Below are 14,981 nucleotides of genomic sequence, written 5' to 3'. Positions count from 1 at the left end.
CACACACGCGAAGGGCCCCGATCACCGAAACGGTGACCGGGGCCCTTCGCTGTACTTGCCGCGATGCCTCCGCCTGACATACCGCACATGCAGCCGTAAACCGATCGTGTCTTCATATGTGCTGATTCGTTGATCGGGTGGGGCGGGGCATCGGACTCCGGCCGCACAGACGGTTACGCGAAGGGGCAAGAGCATGATCAACGAGGTTGCTCTGGTGGAATCACAGGCATTGCGTCAGAGCTTCACCGAGCGGACGGAGGCACTCGACCGAGTCAAAACGCTGTGCTTGCTGCCGGACGGTATGCACGTGACCACCGCCATGGTCGCTGCCTACTTCGAGGTGGCGGAAACTGTCATCAACAACCTCCTCAGCCGTCATCGAGAAGAGCTCGAATCGCATGGCCTGAAGGTGATCCGGGGCGCTGAGCTGCAGAAATTTAAGGAACTCACCCTGAGTTCCTATCCGGAGAGTTATCCACAGCCCCGTTCGAGCATGGCCCTCTGGCCCCGGCGGTCCGTCCTGAACGTCGCCATGCTGCTCCGGGACAGCGAGATCGCACGCCGCGTCCGTACGTACCTGCTCGACGTCGAACACACTTCCCGGACGCACCCGTTGATCGTGGATAACCCGCGGCGTGACAGCGACGTCGAATCACTCGACGCCCACATCACGCGACTCAGCGAGGAGAGCTTCACTCGTCTCCTCGGCACCACCGTCGTCCCCATACTCAATGCCCTCATCGAGACTTCCGGCGAGCAGCAACGAGAGCTCATTGGCCTCCGCGAGAGCGTCCAGCAGATCGAACGGAAGCTCGTCCGCCACGACATTCAGCTGCGTCGTCTTCAGCGGGCGCAGGAGCAGCGTCCCCTCACCGGAGTCATGGCCTCCATCGACGCCATGAACTGGCGAGAGTTCGAGCAGCACATCGCAAGCCTGCTGCGCCGCGACGACTGCACCGGCGTCGAGGTCCACGGCGGCAGCGGCGACCGCGGGGCCGACATCACCGCGTACACCGCCGACGGGCGCCGGCTGGTCGTCCAGTGCAAGAACTTCGCTCCGTACCGCTCGGTGTGGAGCGGCGAGATGCAGAAGTTCGTCGGCACCAAGACGCTGCACCAGGCGGACGTGGCCGTGTACGTGGCGACCTGCCCGTTCTCGCGCGAGGCCCTCGACATCGCGATGCAGGTGGGCGTCACCGCCGTGCACCGCGGCCTGCTGGAGGCCTGGAGCTCGGGCGCGAAGCTGCAGGTACTCAAGTAGGCCAGGACAGCAGAAAGCCCGAAGTCGCAAGGATTGGTTGCGACTTCGGGCCCTGCTCATCGTATCGGCTAACGCAGCTCCGCCGGCTTCGTACGGTCCTTGTCCACCTTCTCCGTACGCACCAGCTCGCCCCAGACGATGTAGCGGTACTTCGATGTGTAGACCGGCGTGCAGGTCGTCAGGGTGATGTAGCGGCCGGGCTTCTTCACGCCCGACTCCTTGGGGACCGGCTGAAGCACCTTGACGTTGTACTTCGACGTCTCGGGAAGCTCCTTGAAGACCTTGTAGACGTACCAGGTGTCCTTGGTCTCGAAGACGACGGCGTCGCCCGTCTTCACCTTGTCGATGTTGTGGAACTTCGCCCCGTGCCCGTCGCGGTGCGCCGCCAGCGTGAAGTTGCCCTGCTTGTCCCAGGGGAGAGCCGACTTCACCGGGTCCGTGTAGTAGCCGGCGATGCCGTCGTTGAGGTTCTTGGTGTCGGTGCCCTTCTTGACGAGCACCTCGCCGTTCTTCATCGCGGGTACGTGCAGGAAGCCGATGCCGTCCTTGGTGTCGAGGGCCCCGGGTCCCTCGGCCCAGCGGTCGCGGACGGTGTGGCCCTGCTTCTCGGCCTCGCGGTCGGCGAGCACATTCGTCCACCACAGGGAGTAGACGACGAAGAGGCCCAGCACCAGGCCCGCGGTGATCAGCAGCTCGCCGAAGAGACTGACCGCGGTCGCGACGGGATGGCGGTCCCCGCTCCGCACCGGGGGCGCGGACTCGTCGGTCTGTTCTTCCTGCTGGGTCCTCGCTGCCACCGCACCCGTCCCTGTCGTGATGAAGTTCAGCCGACGAGCGCGTCGGGCTTCCCCTTGCTGCGCGGCCGTTCGTCGACCATCTTGCCCCAGACGATCAGCCGGTACGTACTCGTGAATTCAGGCGTACAGGTCGTCAGAGTGATGTAGCGGCCGGGCTTCGTGAAGCCCGAACCGGGCGGCACCGGGGTGATCACCGAGACATTGGACGGCGACGTCTGAGGAAGGACGCTGGTCATCTCGTACGTGTAGTACGCGTCCTGCGTCTCGACCACGATCGGGTCACCCTTGCGCAGCCGGTTGATGTAACGGAACGGTTCGCCGTGGGTGTTCCGGTGGCCGGCCAGCGCGAAGTTGCCCTGCGCGGCCGACGGCATCGCCGTCTTGAGCGCACCCTGGCCGTAGTGACCGACCATGCCGCGGTCCAGGACCTTCTCCTTGCTGATGCCCTCGGCGATCGGGGCGACCACATCCAGCTTCGGGATGTGGATGATGGCGAAGCCCTGCCCCGGCTCGAACGCCCCGGGCTTACGGCCCTTCGCCCAGCCGTCCTGAATCTTGTGCGTCTCGCTCCCGGCGATCTGGTCGGCACGCACATTCGTCCACCACAACTGGTACGTGACGAACAGCAGCATCAGCACGCCGAGCGAGATGAACAGCTCGCCGACGACCCGGCTGGCGACGACGGCCGGGCTGTCCTTGGCCGCGCGGGCGGCCCGCCGCGCCTCGACGCGAGAGAGCGGACGCCCCTCCGGCGTAGCCGCCGACCGGCTCTGCGGCTCGGCGCGACGGCCGCGCCCCTTGGCGGCGCGCCGTCGCTCGGCCCGGCCCCCCGTGGGCGGTTCCACGCGCGGTTCGAGTTCTGTGGTCTCCGGACCGGGATCCGGAGCCGCGGCAGGCTCCGTTTCGTACTCCGGCTCCGCTTGCGGTATCGGAGCTGTCATCGCCCGGTCGGCCAGGCGCCGGGGGTCCGCCGTCCGCAGACCGATCGTCTCGTCGTTGCGGGGGAGCGGCGGCGGGGGCGGAGGCGCCACGACGGGCTCCTGCTGCCCGTACCAGTCCCGCTCGTACCCTTCGGGGTCGTACCACTCGCGCGGCGTCCCCTGGGGCCCCTGAGCCCCGTGTGACGCCTGCGCCTGGCCTTCCGACCGCCGGTCCTGCGCCGCCCCGGTCTCCGCCGTCTCCGCCGGAATGCTCTCCGCCCTGAACCACGGCGAGGCGTGCTGCCCCGGCAGCGGATCGTTCAGCGGGTCCGCCAGCTGGTCGACTGCCGCCTCGAACGCGCCCGTGGCCTCGTACGCTCGTTGCTCGTACGGGCCTTCCTCACCGGTGTCGTGCTCGGGGCGGAGTGCGGTCACGCGACAGCCTTGCCCACCACCGGCGCGAGCCCCTCCGACCTCGCGACGGCTCCCGTATCACCGCACCGCACCAGCCAGTTGGCCAGCATCAGATGGCCGTACTCGGTCAGAACCGACTCCGGATGGAACTGCACACCCTCCACCGGCAGTTCGCGGTGGCGCAGCCCCATGATGATGCCGTCGGCTGTGCGCGCCGTGACCTCCAACTCCTGCGGGATCGTCTCCGGTTCGGCGGCGAGCGAGTGGTAGCGGGTCGCGGTGAACGGGGACGGCAGCCCGGCGAAAACACCCTTGCCCTCGTGCGTCACCGGCGACGTCTTGCCGTGCAGCAGCTCAGGGGCGCGGTCCACCACACCGCCGTACGCCACGGCCATCGACTGCATGCCGAGGCAGACACCGAAGACCGGAACGCCGGTCGCCGCGCAGTGGCGCACCATCTCGACACAGACGCCCGCCTGCTCCGGGGTACCGGGGCCAGGCGAGAGCAGAACGCCGTCGAAGCCGTCCTGGGCGTGTGCCGTGGTCACCTCGTCGTTGCGCAGGACCTCGCACTCGGCGCCGAGCTGGTAGAGGTACTGGACGAGGTTGAAGACGAAGCTGTCGTAGTTGTCGACGACAAGGATGCGGGCGCTCACTGGCCGGCCCCCGTTCCGCTCGTGCCGTCGACCGTCACGTCGCCGAACGGAAGCAGCGGCTCGGCCCACGGGAAGACGTACTGGAAAAGCACATAGACGACGGCGAGTGCCAGCACGAGCGAGATGAGCCCGCGCACCCACGCATTGCCCGGCAGATGCCGCCAGATCCAGCCGTACATGCTGTCCCCATTCATTCGGTACGGGACCAGACTAAAGGGCCGGGGCAGGGGCGTGGGTCAGCTGTGGAAAGCTGCCGGCTTGCCGTCGGTCACAGGCTGTGTCGCGTCGAGATGTGCCCAGGCGATGAGCCGGTGGCTGCTGCCCCATTCGGGATCGCAGGTGGTCAGCGTCAGATAGCGGCCGGGTCCGTCGAAGCCGGACTTGCGGGGGACGGCGTCGATGACACCGGTGTCGCTCGGCACGGTGCGGTACGGCTTCTTCTCGATGCGGTACGTGAACCACGTCGTCCCGTCCGTCAGCACCACCGCGTCGCCGCGTCGCAGCGTCGGGAAGTCCTTGAAGGGATCCCCGTAGGTGCGACGGTGTCCGGCCACCGCGAAATTGCCGACGCCGCCGAGGGGGGCGGTTCCGCGGTAGTGGCCGAGCCCTTTCTGCAAGGTTCCGACCTCGGTGTTCTCCAGGACGGGCCACTCCCAGCTCCTGCCGAAGCGGGGGATGTACAGCATCGCGAACGGCTTCCCGTCGCGGTAGGCGGCGGGGGCGCGCGACGGCGTGGGTGCGGACGTCGGCGAGGGTGCGGACGACGGCGAGGTCGAGGGCGCCGGCGTGCCTGCCGCGTTCGGCCCGGGTACGGACACTGCCCCCCGCGCCCACTGGTTCTGCAGGGTGTCGATCTGCCCCTCGGTGGCACCGGCGGCCTTCACCCCGGTCCAGAACAGCACGTACACCACAAAGAGGATGATCAAGGCGCCCGCGGTGATGCACAGTTCGCTGAAGGTCCTGACGATCAGTCGCACCGACACCGGTCGGCCTCCCCGGAACTGCTCGCTACTTCACCGGCTTCGCATAGTGGAGATCCACTGTGCCCGAGTAGCCCGGAAGAGTCACCGCCTCGTGCTCGTCCACTTTCCAGCCGAGCCCGTACGCCTTCACGTACAGCAGGTAGTTCCGGATCGAGGAGGAGTTGTCGAGGGCCTTCTTGAGCCGGTCGGGGTCGCCGACCGCGGTGATCTTGTACGGCGGCGAGTAGACCCGGCCCTGGAGAATCAGCGTGTTGCCGACGCAGCGCACCGCACTGGTGGAGATCAGCCGCTGGTCCATGACCTGGATGCCACGGGCACCGCCCTGCCAGAGAGCGTTGACGACCGCCTGCAGGTCCTGCTGGTGGATGACCAGGTCGTTCGGTTGCGGGTCGGGGTAGCCGGGGTTCGCGGTGGCGTTCGGCGGGGCGTCGTCGAGCGTGACGGCGACGGACCGGCCGGAGAGCTTCTTGGTGCCCGCGGCCCGCTCCAGCGCCTTGAGCTTGACGTCCTCCGCCTTGGTGCTGCCGTCGTCGCGCTGGGCCAGGGCGTCGATGTCCTCGCGTACGGACGCGTTGGAGTCGTCGAGCCCCGCGTTCTTCTCGCTGCGCTGCTGAATGAGGTCGGAGAGCTTCAGCAGCGACGAGTCGGTGCGGATGTTGGTGCCCTTGGCCGTGTTGGCGCTGGTGACGAAGATCAACCCGGCAAGGGCGAAAACGGCAGCGGTGAGCACGCGGACCGGGTGCCGGAAGGTGCGCCGGACCGGCCCTTGGGGAGAGTCGGCAGAATTGCTCAACGTACCCTTATCTCCTTCGGAGCCACGGAAGCACTACGCTAACGGACGCCCGGGGGAGGCAGCATTCCCCCCTCGCGCCCCGCCCCGGCGCCAGCCACAGTTCCCTGCGCGGTCACGCAGCGCATCGACAGGAGAGTTCCTCGTGCCGAAGTCACGTATCCGCAAGAAGGCCGACTTCACGCCGCCTCCGGCGAAGCAGACGACCAACATAAAGCTGACCAACCGCAGTTGGGTGGCGCCGGTGATGCTGGCGTTCTTCCTGATCGGTCTGGCCTGGATCGTCGTGTTCTACGTGACCGACGGCGATCTGCCCATCAAGACGCTGGGAAACTGGAACATCGTCGTGGGCTTCGGCTTCATCGCCGGTGGCTTCGGCGTCTCCACGCAGTGGAAGTAGCCGGACAGCACCCGTAGAACCACAGCCGGTCCCGGTACCGCAACCCTTGCCCTGAGTTACCCACAGCGTTATCCACAGGCGGGGGAAAAGGTCAGACGACCTGTGGATAACTCCCCGGCTGTTGACGCCGGTGTGACTGCAGTCTCCCCCGTCGAGGGGTGGCACGCCCCTTGTCTCCGCTGGAAAAACCCAGCTCAGTGACAAGGGGCACAGTTGTACCCACAGAATGCACAAGATCGTGCACCCGCTGTGGACAACTGCCGGGAGAAGCCCCCCTGACGCCTGTGATCAGGTCAGTGCGGCAGTTCTGGCAACCACGATGAGGACCACCGCCACCAGGACCAGCGCACAGGTGCCGTACTGCACCAGCGTCCGCCGTTCACGCGGTGCGTGCACCATCGCGATGGCGATCAGCGTGCCCGCGATCAGACCGCCGACATGCGCCTGCCAGGCGATTCCGCCCCAGGGATTGAACGTGAAGAGCAGGTTCAGCGCGAGGAGCACGAGAACCGGCCGCATGTCGTAGTTCAGCCGACGCATGAGCACGGCAGTGGCGCCCAGCAGACCGAAGATGGCGCCTGAGGCGCCGAGCGAGCCCTGGTTCGGCGCGGCGAGCCAATAGGTGAGCGCGCTGCCCGCCAAGCCGGAGAGCAGGTAGAGCGCGAGGTAGCGGGCGCGGCCGAGCGCCGCCTCCAGGGGACCGCCGAGCCACCACAGTCCCAGCATGTTGAACGCGATGTGCCACACCTCCTGGTGCAGGAACATCGACGTCACCAGCCGGTACCACTGGCCCTCCGCGACCCCTTCCAGTGGACCGCCCTCGTAGTAGGTGGCCCGTCCCAGCAGTGTCAGGTCGTCGAGCAGCGACACCTTCACATGTACCGCGATGAACAGGACGACATTGAGGGCGAGCAGGATCTTCGTGACCAGCCGCGGGTCGGCGGCGACGGTGCCGCCGGCCAGGGTGCGCGGCTGATTGGCAGCCGGGCCGTGCCCCGTACCCGAACCCTGGCGGACGCAGTCCGGGCACTGGAAGCCGACCGAGGCGCTGACCATGCACTCGGTGCAGATCGGACGGTCGCAGCGCGTGCAGCGGATCCCCGTCTCGCGGCCCGGGTGGCGATAGCAGCTGAATGGGCCGCGGGCATCGGCGGACTGGTTCCGGGCGCCGGGCGGCTGCTCGTCCATCGGTCCCATCACTTGCTGGCCCCCTCGGGTCACGTCGTGGACACAGCGCGCATGATGCCGCCCTGCTCGTCCGCTATGTAACCAAGTACGGACAAGCAGGGCGGTTGGTTCCCGAGACGGCCGATCAGAGAGTGATCACACCGTGACCACAGGCGATCATCGGGTCTCGACGACGACCGACTCGATCACCACGTCCTGCACCGGACGATCGGTGCGTGCGTTGGTCTGGGTGCTCGCGATGGCGTCCACGACCTTCTTGCTGGCCTCGTCCGTCACCTCACCGAAGATGGTGTGCTTGCCGGTCAGCCACGCGGTGGGCGAGACGGTCACGAAGAACTGCGAGCCGTTGGTGCCCGGGCCGGCGTTGGCCATGGCCAGGAGGTACGGCTTGTTGAAGCTGAGGTCCGGGTGGAACTCGTCGCCGAACTCGTAGCCCGGGCCGCCGGTGCCGTTGCCCAGCGGGTCCCCGCCCTGGATCATGAAGCCGCTGATGACCCGGTGGAAGACGGTCCCGTCGTACAGCCTGTCCGTGGACTTCTTGCCGGTCGCGGGGTGGGTCCACTCCCGCTCGCCCGTGGCGAGCTCGACGAAGTTCTTGACCGTCTTGGGCGCGTGGTTCGGCAGAAGCCGGATCTCGATGTCGCCTTGGTTGGTCTTCAAGGTGGCGTAAAGCTGCTCGGCCACGATCTGCCTTCCGTAAGTCTTCGCTGACGTCCACCGATCCTCGCACGGACCATCCGTCGCACGGCCTTCCTGCGGCTCCCCGCAGGAACAAAAGAGGCCAAGTGCGTGACGAACCGGCGCGTGCTGAACCGAACCGTGGCATTGTCATCGGCAAGCTCCCCTTGCACCATATTGCCCACAAACATCTCTTATGGCTGTTTTGTACAACCGTCTCTCATGCCCCGGATGCCCGCCCCACATGCCGCACACGCCATCGCGGGGCATGATTTCGAAATGGGTGGAAAGGCGGAGTACCTACCCGCCACCAAGGAGGAGGATCCCGTGACCCGCATCGACAGCGTGCGCGCCGCAACCGACTCGGCGAAGGAAAGCGTGCAGCACGCCGCGGAAGTGGTGGCGCCCTACGCCGACTCGGCCAAGGACCAGGCGGCACACTATGCGCACGAGGCCCGTACGCGGCTCGCGCCGAGGGTGTCGAAGGCAGCCCAGCAGGCCCGCGTCCAGTACGACGCGCATCTCGCACCACGTATCGAACTGGCTCGCGCGCATGTACCCCCCAAGGTCGACGAGGCCGCCCAGCGCGCCGCGCTCCGCACCCGTCAGGCGGCCAGGAGCGCCGCGGAGTACACCGTGCCCCGCGTCGAGCAGGCGATGGCCGCCGCCCAGCCCGTCGCCGAGGAAGCCACGGCCCGCAGCGCCGCGGCACTGGCCGCACTGCGCGGGCAGGTCACGGCGAAGGAGATCAGGAAGCTGGCCAGAAAGCACGAGCGGCGGGCCAAGGCCGGACGCGTGCTCAAGGTGGTGGCCGTGGTCTCCGTCCTGGCGGGCGGCGCCTACGTCGCGTGGCGGTGGTGGGACAAGCAGGCCAATCCGGACTGGCTGGTCGAGCCCCCCGCCCCCACGGAGGTCGCCGACCGTACGCCGCTGACCTCGGTCGACGGCAGCGGACCGACAGCTGTGGACCCCGAGGTCCGCGCCAAGCAGGCCGAGTCGGACAGGACGGACGAGGTGGACGGCACCGACCTCGACGACGGCCGCTGAGCCGCCACAGCCGCCCGGCCCACGGCAGACACACAAGAGAGCCCCTCTGACCTGCGTTTCCACAGGTCAGAGGGGCTCTCGACGTGGAGCCTAGGAGATTCGAACTCCTGACATCTGCCTTGCAAAGGCAGCGCTCTACCAACTGAGCTAAGGCCCCGAAAAAGAGGACAGCACCAGACGCATCAGCGTCTTGGTCACCGCCGCAGACCAGACTACCGGGTGACCCCCTGAATCTTCCAAAAAGATTGGGACTCCCGGTCGGCAACCACTCTCCGTAAGATGCTGGACGAGGTTCGCAGCAGCGAAGCCTCAGCGAAGGGGAGACGCCATGGATGCAGTTCAGCAGGAAGCAACGGCAAGAGCCAGAGAACTTCAGCGCAGCTGGTACGGGGAACCGCTGGGCGCGCTGTTCCGCCGGCTCATCGACGATCTCGGTCTGAACCAGGCCCGGCTCGCCGCCGTACTCGGGCTGTCCGCACCCATGCTGTCCCAGCTGATGAGCGGTCAGCGGGCGAAGATCGGCAACCCCGCGGTCGTCCAGCGCGTCCAGGCTCTGCAGGAGCTGGCCAGCCAGGTCGCCGACGGCAGCGTCAGCGCGGGCGAGGCCACCGACCGCATGGAGGAGATCAAGAAGTCCCAGGGCGGTTCCGTCCTCACCGGCACCGGTCAGACCACGACCAGCGGTGGGGCACCCACCGTCCGCCGCGTGGTCCGTGAGATCCAGTCGCTGCTGCGGTCGGTCGCGGCCGCCGGTGACATCATCGATGCCGCCGACTCCCTCGCCCCGACCCACCCGGAACTGGCAGAGTTCCTCAGGGTGTACGGCGCCGGCCGCACCGCGGACGCGGTCGCGCACTACGAAGGACACCAGAGCTAGGACCTTTCTTTCGGTTCGGGCCGGATTCACAGGGCGGAAGCTGGTACGTGCGGCTGCCAGGCGGAGGAGGGAAACAGCGCCGGGCGTTGTGGACCGATGCCAACGCGGCGGATGCGCGTACCGGACCCCACGGGCTCAGCCGAATGAAAGATCCTGGTGCACTACCCCCGAGAGCCGAGCACGAGCCGAAACAGGAACTGGGAGCGGGCACAGCGCAATGGGTGAGGTCTTCGCTGGTCGGTACGAGCTGATCGATCCGATCGGACGTGGTGGCGTCGGCGCCGTCTGGCGAGCCTGGGACCACCGGCGCCGCCGGTACGTGGCGGCCAAGGTGCTTCAGCAGAGCGACGCACACACGCTGCTGCGCTTCGTCCGCGAGCAGGCCCTGCGGATCGAGCATCCTCATGTGCTCGCCCCGGCCAGTTGGGCCGCGGACGACGACAAGGTCCTGTTCACCATGGATCTGGTGAGCGGCGGCTCGCTTGCGCATGTCATCGGCGACTACGGACCGCTGCCCCCGCTTTTCGTCTGCACGCTGCTCGACCAGCTGCTGTCCGGACTGTCGACGGTGCATGCGGAAGGCGTCGTGCACCGCGACATCAAGCCCGCCAACATCCTGATGGAGGCCACCGGCACCGGTCGGCCGCACCTGCGGCTCTCCGACTTCGGCATCTCCATGCGCAAGGGCGAGCCCCGCCTGACCGAGACCAACTATGTGGTGGGAACGCCGGGTTACTTCGCGCCCGAGCAGATGATGGGGGCGGAGCCCGACTACCCCGCGGACCTCTTCGCCGTGGGGCTTGTCGCGCTCTATCTGCTGCAGGGGAAGAAGCCGGACGCCCGGGCACTCGTCGAACACTTCGCCTCGCACGGCACCCCCAGCGCCCCGCAAGGCATCCCGGAACCGCTGTGGCAGGTCCTCGCCGGTCTTCTGCAGCCTGATCCGCAGGCCCGGTTCCGCACGGCCACCGGCGCGCGCAAGGCACTGACGGCCGCGGTCGAGATGCTGCCGGAGCCAGGTGTCGACGACGAACCGGTTGAGGTCTTCGACCAACTCGGCCCGCTGCCCGCCGGTTTCGGCCCCGAAGGCCCGATCGCCACCCCCGGGCCGCCCTCCCCGGCCGACCACCCCGCACACGCGGGCCAAGCCGCACAGCAGCCACACACCCCGCCGCCCTCCCCGATGTCGGAGACGGGCAGCTTCCATCTCGCCCCGCCTCCGCAGCAGCCGCCCACGCCGCTGCCCCAGACGGCCCAGCCTGCCCCTGCCCCCACTCCGCTCCCGGCGCATACGGGTTCCCCCTTCCCTGCCGCCCCACCGGATCTCTCCCAGGCCCCGACATCCGCAGTGCGGCACGAACCGGCTCCTACTCGTGCATACACCGCCGAGCGGCAGCAGGTTCCGCATCCCGGGGCGGGAATGTCCCCGAACTTCGCTCCGGCAGCACCTCCGGCCCACCCCATGGCCGCCGCTCCCGCACAGGCATCGCAGAAGCGTCCGGGACCGCCCCCGAAGGTGGCGATCCCGGTCCTGCTGGTGGCGCTGATCTGTTTCGCTGTCGGAATCTGGGCACTCACCCAGGCCTGAGGCCCGGTGGCTGCAGCCGCTGTCACCAGGCCTGCGGCGGCCCTCCGTACGGCTGCTGCCCGGCCGCGCCACCGGCAGGACCGCCCGCGGCGGCGGCCGTGCGGCGACGCGCAAGCAGCGTCCACGCCCCGAGGCCGAGCACCAGCACGGCGCCTGCGCCGATCCCGGCCGCGCCCACCATCTTCATCGTGGTGCTCTTGTCGGCCTGGGGTGCGCTCTGGCCGCTCCTGGCCATGTCCTTGTCGTCCTGCGTCACACCGAAGATTCCGGCGGAACCCCCGTACGGCGACGTTTGCGCCGCGTTCTCGACCTGCACCTTGAGAGTCATCGGGATCGTCTTGTTCCCGTAGGCCTTCGCGACCTCCGGGCTGAGCGACACCGACAGGTAGTACCAGCCCGCGAACCGCATGGCGCTCTCGCCGGCGCTGAACGTGAACCGGTTCTCGTACGCCACCGGGGGCAGCGGATCGAGCGACACCGAGGCGGGCTTGCCGGAGTACGACAGCGGCGAGGCGTCGTCGACATGGCCGTGCGCCGGATTGTCCAGGGACAGTGCGAGCGCGTTGCCGACGTACTCGTCCGAGCCGCCGACACTGTTGCCGAGGTCGACGGTGGCGAAGATCTGCTGTCCCCAGTCCACCGGCACGCGGTAGAAGAGGGTCTGCCCCGGCTCGATGCCGTCCCTCCACGTGCCGGTCTCCAGGCTGGTGGCGTCGTAATAGCTCGTGCCGCCGGGCCGTTCCTCCTTCTTGGCCTGCGTGGGCGGTGTCGGCGACGCCGAGGGCCAGTCCTCCGGCGCCTCGGTCGGTGCCGTACCGCCCTTCTTCAGCTTCGGCTCCGACTCGTAACGGAGCTCCAGGTCCCAGGCGTCGGGCGTCGAGGTGGCTTTGCTCTCCCGCTCGATCAGGACGTTGTACGTGCCGGCGTCCTGGCAGGTGTTGCTGTCCTTGTCCGTGACCCGGTAGGCGTACGCGGCGATCGGATGCGGGAACTCCGCCGCCCGGAAGCGGGCGTCCTCGGAACTGCACTGCAGGTCCGTACTGTCCCTGACGCTGACCGTGATGCCGTCCCCGTACGCGACCTTGCCACCGGCCTTGGGTACGACCACCGCCGAGACGTACGCGTTCGTGGCGGCGTCGAGTTCGAGACGGTAGTAGAGCTTCTCGCCCGGCTTGATCGAGCTCCTGTAGACGGACCCGGGCTTCAGGGCCGACGCGTCGGTGCTGACCTCCGCGCCCCGGACCGTCTTCGCCCCGGGGTCGAAGGTGTACGCAGCAGGCTCACCGGCCGCGTACGCATGCCCCGGCAGTGCCGCCACCGCGCACATCGCCGTGGCCGCGGCCAGCGTCGCCCGGCCCCTGTTGCGCTGCCTCATCACGCGCTTCCCCTCGTCGTCTGTGTGGCCGACCTGCGGCGGCTGCGTACGAACACGAGCCCGGCGATCGCCACCACGGCGCCCGCCCCGGCAGCGGCCGCAACGCCGGTCCATCCTGCCCCGCCCGTACCTCCGCTGTCTCCGGACGCAGCCGAATTGCCCTTCTTGTCGGTCCTCTTGCCCTCTCCCCTGTCCGGCTTCCCGGCGAGGACGACGGCATGGTGCTCGGGGCCGGCCCGCTCGTCCCCGAGCACCGACACCCGCAGGACCACACCGATCTGCGCGTTCTCGGCAATCTCGGCAGCCTGCGCGCCCAGCGTCACCGAGATGGAGAACTCGCCCCCGGCATGAACCGGCTGGACCGCCCGGCGGTACTCGTAGCGGTTGGTCCAGGCGACCGGCACCGAACCCATCCTGATCGCGGCCGGACGGCCGCTGTACGGGGCCGACGAGGTGAACTCGCCACCGCCGCCGACCGGGAAGCGGGCCGGTGTGAACAGCTGCGTCGCACCGTACGAGTACGTCGAGGCGCCCTCCGCGACCGTGGGTTCGTTGGCGAACTCCACGTCGTAGCGCACCTGCTGGCCCCAGCCCGCCGGAACCTTGTAACAGAGCGTCTGCGCCGGCAGGATCCGGTCGCGCCACACGCCCCGGCCGAGCTCCTCGGCGTCGTTGAATCCCGTGCCTCCCCGCACATCACGGGGGTTGCCGGAGGGCAGCACCGCGCTCTTGCCGCCCGCCCCGTACTCCGGCTCGGACGCGGCGGGCGTGACACCCTTCTTCAGCGGTACCTCCACCCCGTACACGAGCTCCAGCGGCCAACGCGCTGCATCGGAGCCCTTCTTGCTCGCCCGTTCCACCACCAGCCGGTAGTGGCCCGCCCGGTCGCAGCTGCGGGTCCCCTCGACGGAGGGGATACGGGCGACCGCCGAGATCAGCGGGGCCGCACCCTCCTTCTGGTAGAAGCGCGCGGTGTCCGTGGCGCAGGAACTGTCAGTGTCGTACGCAATGCTGGTACGCAGCGCGTCGAAGGGGTCGACGGCGGCCCCGGGCTGCGGCACCGCCGTCGCCGAGAAGTCCGCCGTGGACACGGCGTCCAGACCGACCGCGTAGTACCGCTTCTCGCCCGGACCGATGGTGTCCAGATACTGCCCGGGTACGAGCGTGGGTGCCCGGCCGCCGGTCGCGGCGCCCTCGACCCGCTTGCCACGGAACCGGTAGCCGTCCGCGGAGAGTTGTGCCGCCCGCTGCAACTGTCTGGCCAGCGACTTGGCGTCCGGTGCGTCGTAGTAGCGGCCGTTGCCCGCCTCCGCGATGCATTCGAGCTGCTCGCGGGCTCGGCCCTTCACCTGGAAACCCACGGTGTCGATGCGCAGCCCGATCCCGTCCTTGCCGAGTCGCTCGGCCACCTCGCAGGGCTGCGGCGTACCGCAGTTGTCCTCGTCGTCGGAGATCAGCAGGATCGTGCGCGTCCCGATGGCACCGTCCACGGGCTCGGGAAGGTCGTTCGCGGCCTTCTGCAGGGAGAGCCCGACAGGAGTGTCGCCCCTGGGCCGCAGGTCCGCCACGGCCTGCTTCACTGCGGCCCGGTCGAGTGCCTGCACCGGGCGGACGAGACGGGTGTCCGTGCAGCCCCGGGGCCGGTCGGCGCCGTGCACCCGCAGACCGGTCGGGTGGCCGTCGGGAAGACCGTCCACGACGGTGCCCACAGCGGTACGGGCGGACTCCATCCGGGTCCGGCCCGTTCCGTCGTCGTCCGCCATGGAGCCGGAGGAGTCCAGCACCATGACCAGGCTGCTGTTGCCGTCCGGAGAGGTCGTGGCGGGGGCTGCAGATGCGCCGTCGGCAGCCGTGCCGGCTGCCGTGGCGGGCATCGCACCCACGACCAGGACGAGCAGCGCTGCGCCGATCCATGTCCCCGATGCTGAAGTACGGCGACAGCTCCGTGCTCCCACGCGTGCCCCCTCGACCGACCCACCGACCCCTTTGCTCTCGCAACTTATTGAA

The 14,981-nt window shown here is 68.5% G+C and carries 15 protein-coding genes and 1 tRNA gene; 5 read left to right on the top strand and 11 right to left on the bottom strand.

Annotated features, from left to right (window positions below; genetic code table 11):
- The first annotated feature begins 193 nt into the window (after positions 1–193).
- A complete protein-coding gene (locus OG395_RS28220) occupies positions 194–1,261 on the top strand; it encodes a restriction endonuclease (protein WP_327245422.1) in 1,068 nt (355 codons plus the stop codon).
- A gap of 68 nt (positions 1,262–1,329) precedes the next feature.
- Here OG395_RS28220 and OG395_RS28215 read toward each other — a convergent pair whose 3' ends face one another.
- Genes OG395_RS28215 through OG395_RS28190 form a run of 6 tightly spaced genes read right to left on the bottom strand, consistent with a single transcriptional unit; the run spans position 1,330 to position 5,824 of the window.
- Complete coding sequence (locus OG395_RS28215; RefSeq protein WP_327245421.1) at positions 1,330–2,058, bottom strand: class E sortase; 729 nt, start codon at positions 2,056–2,058, stop codon at positions 1,330–1,332.
- A gap of 26 nt (positions 2,059–2,084) precedes the next feature.
- A complete protein-coding gene (locus OG395_RS28210) occupies positions 2,085–3,413 on the bottom strand; it encodes a class E sortase (RefSeq protein ID WP_327245420.1) in 1,329 nt (442 codons plus the stop codon).
- A complete protein-coding gene (locus OG395_RS28205; RefSeq protein ID WP_266983765.1) occupies positions 3,410–4,048 on the bottom strand; it encodes an aminodeoxychorismate/anthranilate synthase component II in 639 nt (212 codons plus the stop codon). Before OG395_RS28205 ends, OG395_RS28210 begins: the two co-directional genes overlap by 4 nt.
- The gene (locus OG395_RS28200) at positions 4,045–4,227 is read right to left on the bottom strand and encodes a hypothetical protein (RefSeq protein WP_037702041.1); all 183 of its coding nucleotides are present in this window, start codon (positions 4,225–4,227) and stop codon (positions 4,045–4,047) included. Before OG395_RS28200 ends, OG395_RS28205 begins: the two co-directional genes overlap by 4 nt.
- A gap of 57 nt (positions 4,228–4,284) precedes the next feature.
- Entirely contained in the window at positions 4,285–5,031 is a 747-nt protein-coding gene (locus tag OG395_RS28195; protein ID WP_327245419.1) for a class E sortase, read from the bottom strand.
- A gap of 25 nt (positions 5,032–5,056) precedes the next feature.
- Positions 5,057–5,824, bottom strand: coding sequence for a DUF881 domain-containing protein (locus OG395_RS28190; RefSeq protein ID WP_266983759.1), 768 nt, complete (start codon positions 5,822–5,824; stop codon positions 5,057–5,059).
- A gap of 142 nt (positions 5,825–5,966) precedes the next feature.
- Here OG395_RS28190 and crgA point away from each other — a divergent pair, with 142 nt between their 5' ends.
- Positions 5,967–6,221 carry a cell division protein CrgA gene (crgA, locus tag OG395_RS28185; protein WP_266983757.1) on the top strand — a complete coding sequence of 85 codons (255 nt, stop codon included), beginning with the start codon at positions 5,967–5,969 and terminating at the stop codon, positions 6,219–6,221.
- A 288-nt stretch (positions 6,222–6,509) separates the two neighbouring features.
- Here crgA and OG395_RS28180 read toward each other — a convergent pair whose 3' ends face one another.
- Together OG395_RS28180 and OG395_RS28175 are read right to left on the bottom strand one after the other, a co-directional pair.
- Positions 6,510–7,409, bottom strand: a complete 900-nt coding sequence (locus OG395_RS28180) for a rhomboid family intramembrane serine protease (RefSeq protein ID WP_327245418.1) — start codon at positions 7,407–7,409, stop codon at positions 6,510–6,512.
- A 156-nt stretch (positions 7,410–7,565) separates the two neighbouring features.
- Positions 7,566–8,093, bottom strand: a complete 528-nt coding sequence (locus OG395_RS28175) for a peptidylprolyl isomerase (protein ID WP_266983755.1) — start codon at positions 8,091–8,093, stop codon at positions 7,566–7,568.
- A gap of 321 nt (positions 8,094–8,414) precedes the next feature.
- Between OG395_RS28175 and OG395_RS28170 the strand changes: the two genes are divergently transcribed.
- The gene (locus tag OG395_RS28170) at positions 8,415–9,134 is read left to right on the top strand and encodes a DUF5324 family protein (RefSeq protein ID WP_327249485.1); all 720 of its coding nucleotides are present in this window, start codon (positions 8,415–8,417) and stop codon (positions 9,132–9,134) included.
- Positions 9,135–9,218: 84 nt separating this feature from the next.
- Here OG395_RS28170 and OG395_RS28165 read toward each other — a convergent pair.
- Positions 9,219–9,291 (bottom strand) — tRNA-Ala (locus tag OG395_RS28165).
- Between the two features lie 171 nt (positions 9,292–9,462).
- On the opposite strand from OG395_RS28165, the gene OG395_RS28160 reads away from it, so the two are divergent.
- Together OG395_RS28160 and OG395_RS28155 are read left to right on the top strand one after the other, a co-directional pair.
- Positions 9,463–10,011 (top strand): helix-turn-helix domain-containing protein, encoded by a 549-nt coding sequence (locus OG395_RS28160; RefSeq protein ID WP_266983753.1) that lies wholly within the window; start codon positions 9,463–9,465, stop codon positions 10,009–10,011.
- Between the two features lie 217 nt (positions 10,012–10,228).
- Positions 10,229–11,599: a serine/threonine protein kinase gene (locus OG395_RS28155; RefSeq protein ID WP_327245417.1), complete on the top strand. Its 1,371-nt coding sequence runs from the start codon at positions 10,229–10,231 to the stop codon at positions 11,597–11,599.
- A 22-nt stretch (positions 11,600–11,621) separates the two neighbouring features.
- On the opposite strand, the gene OG395_RS28150 is transcribed toward OG395_RS28155, so the two are convergent.
- Complete coding sequence (locus OG395_RS28150) at positions 11,622–12,974, bottom strand: hypothetical protein (protein WP_327245416.1); 1,353 nt, start codon at positions 12,972–12,974, stop codon at positions 11,622–11,624.
- Positions 12,974–14,848, bottom strand: coding sequence for a vWA domain-containing protein (locus tag OG395_RS28145; RefSeq protein ID WP_327249484.1), 1,875 nt, complete (start codon positions 14,846–14,848; stop codon positions 12,974–12,976). Before OG395_RS28145 ends, OG395_RS28150 begins: the two co-directional genes overlap by 1 nt.
- Between the last annotated feature and the right edge of the window lie 133 nt (positions 14,849–14,981).

The organism is Streptomyces sp. NBC_01320 (genome assembly GCF_035974375.1).
Classification (GTDB): Bacteria; Actinomycetota; Actinomycetes; order Streptomycetales; family Streptomycetaceae; genus Streptomyces; species Streptomyces yanii.
The sequence above is the reverse complement of the archived record's forward strand: the minus strand, read 5'-3'. Positions and strand labels throughout refer to the sequence as shown.

Bases quoted from the DNA above. Each gene is read 5' to 3' on its own strand.
- OG395_RS28160 (WP_266983753.1), top strand. From the start codon at position 9,463: ATGGATGCAGTTCAGCAGGAAGCAACGGCAAGAGCCAGAGAACTTCAG.
- OG395_RS28220 (WP_327245422.1), top strand. From the start codon at position 194: ATGATCAACGAGGTTGCTCTGGTGGAATCACAGGCATTGCGTCAGAGC.
- OG395_RS28145 (WP_327249484.1), bottom strand. From the start codon at position 14,848: ATGCCCGCCACGGCAGCCGGCACGGCTGCCGACGGCGCATCTGCAGCC.
- OG395_RS28180 (WP_327245418.1), bottom strand. From the start codon at position 7,409: ATGGACGAGCAGCCGCCCGGCGCCCGGAACCAGTCCGCCGATGCCCGC.
- OG395_RS28150 (WP_327245416.1), bottom strand. From the start codon at position 12,974: ATGAGGCAGCGCAACAGGGGCCGGGCGACGCTGGCCGCGGCCACGGCG.
- OG395_RS28155 (WP_327245417.1), top strand. From the start codon at position 10,229: ATGGGTGAGGTCTTCGCTGGTCGGTACGAGCTGATCGATCCGATCGGA.
- OG395_RS28200 (WP_037702041.1), bottom strand. From the start codon at position 4,227: ATGTACGGCTGGATCTGGCGGCATCTGCCGGGCAATGCGTGGGTGCGC.